This window comes from Frankia umida (assembly GCF_023242945.1).
Taxonomy (GTDB): domain Bacteria; phylum Actinomycetota; class Actinomycetes; order Frankiales; family Frankiaceae; genus Frankia; species Frankia umida.
Window position 1 is genome coordinate 1 of sequence record NZ_JALKFT010000065.1, and the last position, 8,592, is coordinate 8,592.

The window sequence follows — 8,592 nt, forward strand, 5'->3', positions numbered from 1 at the left end:
ACCCCACCCTCACCCACTTCCACACCAACCTCGCCACCCTCCACACCCACGGCGCCACCACCACCACCAGCAGCAGCAGCAGCACGCCCGAACCCCGCACCACCCTCCCCAGCTACCCCTTCCGGCACCGCAACTACTGGCCGGCCGAACCGATGGCCAGCGACCACCGGCCCGCCAGCGCGACAACCAGCGCGGCCCCCGCGTCCGACGCGGCGGCGGAAACGGACCAGGACACCGCGGGTGCCACCACGGACGCCCTGGTGCTGCGGCTGGCGTCGCTGGACGAGCCGGGGCGGGAGGAGCTGCTCGTCGAGCTGGTGCGCACGCAGGTCGCCGCCGTGCTCGGCGCCACGGATCCGCAGGAGGTCGACCCGCGGCGGGCACTCAAGGAACTCGGGTTCGACTCTCTGGCGGCTGTCTCGTTGCGCAACCGGCTGGGCGCGGCGACCGGGCTGAGCCTGCCCACCACGCTCGCCTTCGACCATCCAAGCGTCGCCGCGGTGGCGGCGTTCCTGGGCACCCGACTGGACGTGGGCACTCCCGCGACCGGCATCGACACCCAGCTGGACCGGCTGGCCGCCGCGGTCGCGGTCAGCAGCGACGAGACCGAGCGCCGCCGGGTGGCCGGCGCGCTGCAGGACCTGTTGGCGCAGTTGACGGCCACAGCCGATCCCGGTCGCGACGAGATCAGTGAACGGATCGACGCCGCGTCCGACGACGACCTGTTCGGCCTGCTCGACAGCACCTTCGGCCCGCTCTGACCGACGGCCACCACCGGCCCGCGACCATCCGGCTCGCAGCCCGCCATCGTGATCCCATCCAGGCAATGAGGTAACGCCATGTCAGATGAGCAGCGGCTCCGCACCTACCTCAAGCGCGCGATGCTCGAACTGCACGAAGCCCGCCAGCAGCTCCGGGACGAGCAGGACCGGCGCCGCGAGCCGATCGCGATCGTCGCGATGGCCTGCCGGCACCCCGGCGGGGTGCGCTCACCGGAGGACCTGTGGCGCCTCGTCATCGACGAGACCGACGCGATCTCCGACTTCCCGACCGACCGGCACTGGGATCTGGACGCGCTCTACGACCCGAATCCCGACCAGGCGGGCACGTCCTACGTGCGTTCGGGTGGGTTCCTCTATGACGCGGGTGAGTTCGACCCGGAGTTCTTCGGGATCAGCCCGCGGGAGGCCGTGGCGATCGACCCCCAGCAGCGGCTGTTGCTGGAGACGTCCTGGGAGACCTTCGAACGCGCCGGGATCGATCCCGAAAGCCTGCGCGGCAGCCGCACCGGGGTCTTCTTCGGCAGCAGCACGCAGGACTACGGCGACGACCTGACGTCCCTGCCGCTGGACATCGAGACGTACCGGATGACCGGGGTCGCGGCCAGTGTGCTGTCCGGGCGGGTGGCGTACACGTTCGGGCTCGAGGGGCCGGCGGTGACCGTCGACACCGCCTGCTCCTCCTCGCTGGTCGCCCTGCACCTGGCCGTCCAGTCGCTGCGGCAGGGCGAGTCGTCGCTGGCGCTGGTCGGTGGCACCTCGATTCTCACGACGCCGGCCGGCTGGGTGTACTTCAGCCGGCAGCGTGGGCTGTCCCCGGACGGACGGTGCAAGGCGTTCGCCGCCGCCGCGGACGGGACGGGCTGGGGCGAGGGGGTCGCCGTCCTGCTGGTGGAACGGCTCTCCGACGCGCGACGGCTCGGACATCCGGTGCTGGCGGTGGTGCGTGGCTCGGCGATCAACCAGGACGGGGCGAGCAACGGGTTGTCCGCGCCGAACGGCCCGGCGCAGCAACGGGTGATCCGCGCGGCGCTGGCCAACGCGGGTCTGCTGGCGACGCAGGTCGACGCGGTGGAGGCACACGGCACCGGAACCACTCTCGGCGACCCGATCGAGGCCCAGGCGCTGTTGGCGACCTACGGTCAGGACCGTACGCAGGAGCGGGCGCTGCGACTGGGATCGATCAAGTCGAACATCGGGCACACCGGGGCCGCCGCCGGCGTCACCGGCATCGTCAAGATGGTGCTGGCGATGCAGCACGGGGTGCTGCCTCGCACGCTGCACGTCGACGCACCCTCCCCGCATCTGGACTGGTCCGCCGGTGCGGTGTCGCTGCTGACCGAGACGCAGCCGTGGCCGCGGACCGGCGAGCCGCGGCGCAGCGCCGTCTCGGCGTTCGGGGTCAGTGGCACGAACGCCCACGTCATCCTCGAACAGGCACCCGAGCCCGAACCGGTCGGCGCGCACGTCGGCGAGCCCGCCACCACGGCCGTGCGGCCGTTCCTGATCTCCGCCCGCGGTGCGGACGCGCTGCGGACGCAGGCCGCCCAGCTGCGTGGTTTCGTCGCCGGGCAGCCGCCGGGCGACGACCCCGGGATCGCCCACGCGCTGGCCACGACCCGGGCCCGGCTCACCCACCGGGCGGTGGTGCTCGCGGCCGACCGCACGCAGCTGCTCGCCGGGCTGGATCAGGTGGCCCGCGACGGTCTCGCGTTGGGCACGCACACCGACGGCGTGGTCACCGGCGGGCGCGGGCAGTGGCGCCGCGGACCGGTGTTCGTCTTTCCCGGCCAGGGATCGCAGTGGCCGGGAATGGCCGTGGAGCTCGCCGTCTCGTCGCAGGCGTTCCGGGAGCGCTGGCAGCAGTGCGGCCAGGCACTGGCGCCGCATGTCGACTGGTCCCTGGACGCGGTCGCCGACGACGCGGCGGCCCTTGACCGGGTGGATGTCGTGCAGCCGGTGCTGTGGGCGATGCAGGTGTCGCTCGCGGCGCTGTGGCGATCCTTCGGGGTCGAGCCCGCCGCGGTGATCGGTCATTCGCAGGGGGAGATCGCGGCGGCGGTCACGGCCGGCGGCCTCTCACTGGCCGACGGCGCGCGTGTGGTCGCACTACGCAGCCAGTTGTTGACCGAACTCGCGGGCCAGGGCGGCATGGTCGCCCTGGGCCTCGACCGCGACGACAGCCGCGAGCTGCTCACCCGGTGGGACGGCCGGCTGGTCGTCGCGGCCGTGAACGGGCCGCGTTCGGTGACCGTGGCCGGCGATCCGGATGCCTGCGCCGAGCTGGTCGCCCACTGCCAGCAGCGGCAGGTGCGGGCCCGCCGGGTGCGGGTCGACTACGCCTCGCACACCCACCACGTCGAAGCGATCCGGGAGCGGCTGCTGACCGCGTTGGCGCCGCTGTCCCCCACGTCATCCCCGGTGCCGTTCTACTCCACGGTCACCGCGGGCGCGCTGGACACCGCCGAGCTCGATGCCGGCTACTGGTACCGCAACCTGCGCGAACCCGTCGCCCTGCACGACACGGTGCGGCTGCTGGCCGACCACGGCCACCGGGTGTTCGTCGAACCGAGCGCGCATCCGGTGCTGACGGCCAGCGTGGAGGAGACCATCGAGCAGGTCGCGGACGGCACCGGGCTGGTGGTCGGCTCCCTGCGCCGCCAGGACGGTGGGCCGCAGCGGTTCCTGGCCTCGCTCGCGGAACTGGACGTCCAGGGCGTCACCGTGGACTGGACGCCCGCGCTGGGTGGCTCCGCCGCCGACACCGCCCGGATCGAGCTACCCACCTACGCGTTCGCCCGCCAGCGGTACTGGCTGGACGAGCCCGCCGCCGACACCCCCCGCCCGGACCCGCGCGCGGGATCGGCGCTGCCCACCGGGGCGGCCGCCGACCCGGCCGAGGTCGACTTCTGGGCCGCGGCCGAACGCCGCGACGGCCAGGCCCTCGCCGACATCCTGGGAACCGGGCCGGCCGAGCCATCCGCGGACCTGCTGGCGGCGCTGGGCGCCTGGCGCACCGGACGTCGTGAGCGGGCGCTGATCGACTCCTGGCGCTACCAGCCACGGTGGCACAGCCGCGGCGAACCGGGGCCGGCGGTGCTCGGCGGGGACTGGCTGCTCGTCCTGCCAGCCGACCCAAGCCCCGACGACCCAAGCCCCGACGACGCCATTCCCGACGACGCCATCCTCGGCGATGCGGGTCGCGCCGAGGCGGGCGGGGCGGGCGGGGCGGCGCTGGCCGACGCGGTCCTCGCGGCGCTGGCGGCGCACGGTGCCCGGGTGACGCGGGTGCCGGTGGCGGCGGGCATCGAACGGTCGGCGCTCGCCGCCCAGCTGCGGGCAGCCGGGGCGGCGTCGGCCGCCGGCGTGGTCTCCCTGCTGGCTCTGGCCGACTCCGACGAACCGCGGCACCCGGGGGTCCCGGCGGGGCTGATCCAGACGCTGACCCTGGTGCAGGCGCTGGTGGACACGGCCGCGACGGGTCGGCTGTGGCCGCTGACCCGCGGCGCGGTCTCGGTGGGCCGGTCGGACCGGCTGGTCAGCCCCGCCCAGGCCATGGTCTGGGGTCTGGCCAGAGGCATCGCCGCCGAACATCCCCAGCTGTGGGGCGCCGTGGTGGACCTGCCGGCCACCCTCGACAGCCGCGCCGCCGCCCGGCTGGTGGGCGTCCTGGCGGCCCCGGGTGCGCTGGCCTCGGCCCGGTCGGCCGACCGGGCCGAGGCCAGCACGGACGCGGCCAGCGAGACCGACGACGAGGTGGCGCTGCGCGTCGGTGGGCTGTTCACCCGCCGGCTGGCACCTGCCGCACTGGCGGCCACGAGCCCGGTCACGAGCCCGGTCACGCGTGCGTCGTGGCTGGCCGGGACGGTCCTGGTCACCGACGCGACGTCCCCGCTGGGCCAGGCGACCGCGTTGTGGCTGGCCCGCGGCGGGGCCAGGACACTGCTGCTCACGGTGCGACCGGACGTCGCCGCCGCCCACAGCACGCGGCTGCACGACCAGCTGCACGCGCTGGGCGTCCAGGCTCGGGTCCTCCCGGTCGATCTGGCCGACCCGGACGCCGCCGTCACTCTGCGTGAGGCTCTTGATCCCCGTGGCGGGCGGGCCCTGACGGCCGTCTTCCACACCGCCCAGCTGCTCGACGAGGGGCCGCTCGACGCGTTCACCCCCGAGCGTCTCGCCCAGGTGGTGCGGGCCAAGGCGACGGCGGCCCGCACCCTGGACGAGGTCACCCGTCCGCTGACCCCGGCGGCCTTCGTCCTGTTCTCCTCGGCGGCCGCGACCCTCGGCGGCCCCGGACTGGCGGCCTTCGCCGCCGCGAACGCCTACCTGGACGCCCTCGTCGAACACCGGCGGGCCGCCGGCCTGCCCGCCACGGCGGTCGCCTGGACGGCCTGGTCCGAACCGGACGTCGAGCCCGACACCGAGCCAGCGGCCGAGCCGGACACCGCCGCCGGCACGGGGGCGCACCCGGCGGTGGGGCACGACGGGGAAGCGGGCCGGCTGGCCCGGTTGCGCCGCCGCGGTTTCACCCCGGTGGACCCGGACCTGGCTCTGCGCGCCCTCGGCGAGGTACTCGACCACGACGAGCCCGCCATGCTGATCGCCGACGTCGACTGGCCCCAGCTGGTACGCCACCGCGAGGCGGCCGGCGGCACACCGCCCCTGGTCCGCACGATTCCCGCGGTCGACGCGCTTCGGCGAGACCAGCGGGCCCGCGAGGCCAGCCGGCCCACGTCCACCCGGATCTCGGTGGCACGGCTCGCCGGCCGGCCGGCCGCCGACCAGGAAGCCAGTCTGCTGGAGCTGGTGGGCGCGGAGATCGCCGCGGTCCTTGGCCATGGCGGCGGGCGGCGCGTCGACACCCGCCTCGGCCTCCTGGAACTCGGCTTCGACTCGCTGACCGTGGTGGAGCTGCGCAACCGGCTCAGCGCGGCGACCGGCCTGCACCTGCCGGCCCGGGTCATGCTGGACGCGGGCAGCCCCCAGGAACTCGCCCGGTACCTGCGCGCGCGACTTCCCGGCGCTGGGGACGACCATCCCCAGACCGCGCCGGCTCCGGCCGCGTCCGCCGCCATTCCACGCCAGACCAGTGGACCGGCCGAACCGCGCAGCACCCAGAGCCTGCTGAGCGCACTGTTCCAGCAGGCCCGGGAGACCGGCCGGCTGGCCGAGTTCACCGAGGCGATCTCGCAGACGGCCCGGTTCAGGGCCACCTTCGAACATCCCGGCCCGGGCGAACGACCGGCGCTCACCCGCCTGGCCGAAGGCCGGGAGCTACCGGCACTGGTCTGCCTGCCCACGGTGCTGGCGACCTCGGGGCCCTACCAGTTCGCCCGGTTCGCCGCGCACCTGGTCGGAACCGCGAGCGTCTGGGCCCTGGCGCTACCCGGGTACCTCGACGGCCAGCGGCTGCCGGCGTCCAGGCAGGCCCTGGTCGAGGCGATCGTCGAGACGTTGCGGCCGGTGGCGCAGGACGGGCCGTTCGTGCTGGTCGGCTACTCCTCGGGCGGAACCCTGGCGCACCTGGTCGCCCAGCGGCTGGAGGAGCTCGACACCGGCCCGCTGGCCTTGGCGCTGCTCGACTCCTACCAGCCGGCCGGTGCCGCGTTCACCCACGTCGGACCGGCGCTGCTGGCCGGCATGGCCGAGCATCTGGACGAACTGACGCCCGTCGACGACGTCCGGCTCACGGCGATGGGTGGCTATCTGCGGCTGCTGGCCGACGCGCCACGGGCCACGCTGCACGCGCCGACGCTGCTCGTACGGGCGGCCCGGCCGCTGCCCGCCTGGTCACCGGACACCGCGTGGCAGGCGGACTGGCCCGACGTCGAGACCGCCACCGACCTGGCGGCCGATCACTTCTCGCTCATCACCGAGCACGCCGGCGCGGCAGCGCGGGCCGTCCAGCAGTGGCTCGCCGGGCTGCTGGTCGCGACCCGCTGACCCCTACGTCCACCCGTGCACCGTTCAAGGAGACCGCAATGAGCAGTGCGACATCCGTCCTGATCGTGGGAGCGGGCCCCTGCGGCCTGGCCCTCGCCGCGGTCCTCACCCGACTCGGGACCAGCGTCCGTGTGATCGACGCCGCCGACGCGGCCGGGACGGGGTCGCGGGCGATCCTGCTGTGGCCACCGGCCCTGGAGGTCCTCGACGACCTCGGCGTCCTCGACGAGGCGCGACAGCTCGGCTTCGCGCCGCACGCGATGAACTACTACCTCACCGGACGGCGGACCGTGCGCATCGGGCTTGACCCGCGCAACCGGCCGCTGGTGCTCCCCCAGGAGCACACCAGCCGGCTGCTGAGCAAAGCGCTCACCGAGCAGGGGGTGGCGGTCGAGTGGTCGACCCGCGCCACCGATCTCACCGTCAGCGAGCACGGGGTCGTCGTCGAGGTGACGCGGCCGGCGGGCACCGAGACCATCACGGCCGACTGGCTGATCGGTGCGGACGGGGTGGGCAGCGCTGTCCGCCAGCGGCTCGGCATCGAGTTTCCCGGCGGGGATGTCCCGCTCACGGTGCTGCTCGCCGAGGGGATCGTCGACGGCGGCTTCGCCCGCGACGAGCTGCACTACCATTTCGGCCAGGCCGGTCCGCTGCTGTGCGCGCCGCTGCCCGGTGGTTTCGTGCGGCTGGCCTCGCCGCTGGCACCGGACACCGCCCTGAGCACCGAGCTCGTCCAGCGACTGGTGGATCTGCGGGGGCCGGGTGGGCTGACCGTCGGCGCGCTGGGCACCCTGACCACGTTCACCAGCCAGGAGCGGATCGCCGCCACCCTGCGGCTACGCCGGGCGTTCCTGATCGGGGACGCCGCGCACACCCACTCCCCGATCGGCGGGCAGGGCCTCAACCTGGGCCTGTCCGATGTGCGCAACCTGGGCTGGAAGCTGGCCGGCGTCGTGCAGGGCCGGCTGGCCGAGTCGGTGCTGGACACCTATGACCCCGAGCGGCGCCAGGCCGCCGAGCAGACGGTCCAGACAGCCGCCCGGCTGATCCGGCTGGCGGTGCTGCGCGGAGCGAAGGCCCGGGTGCGCAACGCCGGCTGGGATGTCCTGCAGCGGACCGGTTCGCTGCGCCGCTGGTACGCGCCGCTGCTGGCCGGCTGGCGAACCCGCTATCCGCTGCTGCTCGGCGAGCCCGAGCCCGCGGGGGCGCTGTCGCCGGGCGGGCTGCTGCGCGGCGCAGGGCTGGGCGGCAGGGGGTTGGGCGGCAGGGGGTTGGGCGGCAGGGGGCTGGGCCGGGCGTCCCGGCGGGGCCTGCCGCCCGCGGGTGCGCGCACCCCGGCCTGGATCCCGGCCGCCGGACCGATCCGCTCCGCCACGGCCGCGGGACGGCTGCGTCTGGTGACGAGGGGACCCGCGGCACCGACCAGGCCGGACGGGTCCACCGGGCAGGTCGCGGACAGCCTGGTGGGGGCCGCCCGGGCCGTGACCGACCGCTTCCCCAGCCTGGTCAGCCACGAGCATGTGGCGGACGGGCCGGCGGGGTTCGTCCTGCTGCGCCCGGACGGCTATGTCTCGGCGTCCGGTTCCCGAACCGCCGAGCTGGCCGAGGTCGAGCGGCTGCTGACCGTCCTCTCCCCGAGGCCGCGGACCCAGGCGCCGACCACGGAAGCGGCATCCGGGCCGGCGACATCGTCGTCCGGGTCGACAGCATCGAACGGGGAGCCGGTCTCGGCGCCGCAGGACACCCCGAGGCGGGGGCCCGGGGCGGCGCCCCCAAAGGGCCGCGGCGCGGGGCCGCGGATGGGAAAGCGGCCAGGAACCGAGCCGCGACAATCCGATCCGCTCTTGGACGGCAACCCTGGGTATAC

Annotated in this window: 3 protein-coding genes; all 3 read left to right on the top strand. The window is 74.9% G+C overall.

Annotated elements, in window-relative coordinates; translation table 11 throughout:
- Positions 1-761, top strand: a 761-nt coding sequence (locus MXD59_RS25495) for a phosphopantetheine-binding protein (protein WP_248827117.1), incomplete at its 5' end; no start/stop codon positions are given.
- A 78-nt stretch (positions 762-839) separates the two neighbouring features.
- Entirely contained in the window at positions 840-6,725 is a 5,886-nt protein-coding gene (locus tag MXD59_RS25500) for a type I polyketide synthase (protein ID WP_283097496.1), read from the top strand.
- Positions 6,726-6,763: 38 nt separating this feature from the next.
- A partial coding sequence (locus MXD59_RS25505) for an FAD-dependent oxidoreductase (RefSeq protein ID WP_248827118.1) occupies positions 6,764-8,592 on the top strand: 1,829 nt, incomplete at its 3' end.

What these genes read in the sequence shown, in the direction of transcription:
- MXD59_RS25500 (WP_283097496.1), top strand. Translation starts at nt 840, where the DNA reads ATGTCAGATGAGCAGCGGCTCCGCACCTACCTCAAGCGCGCGATGCTC.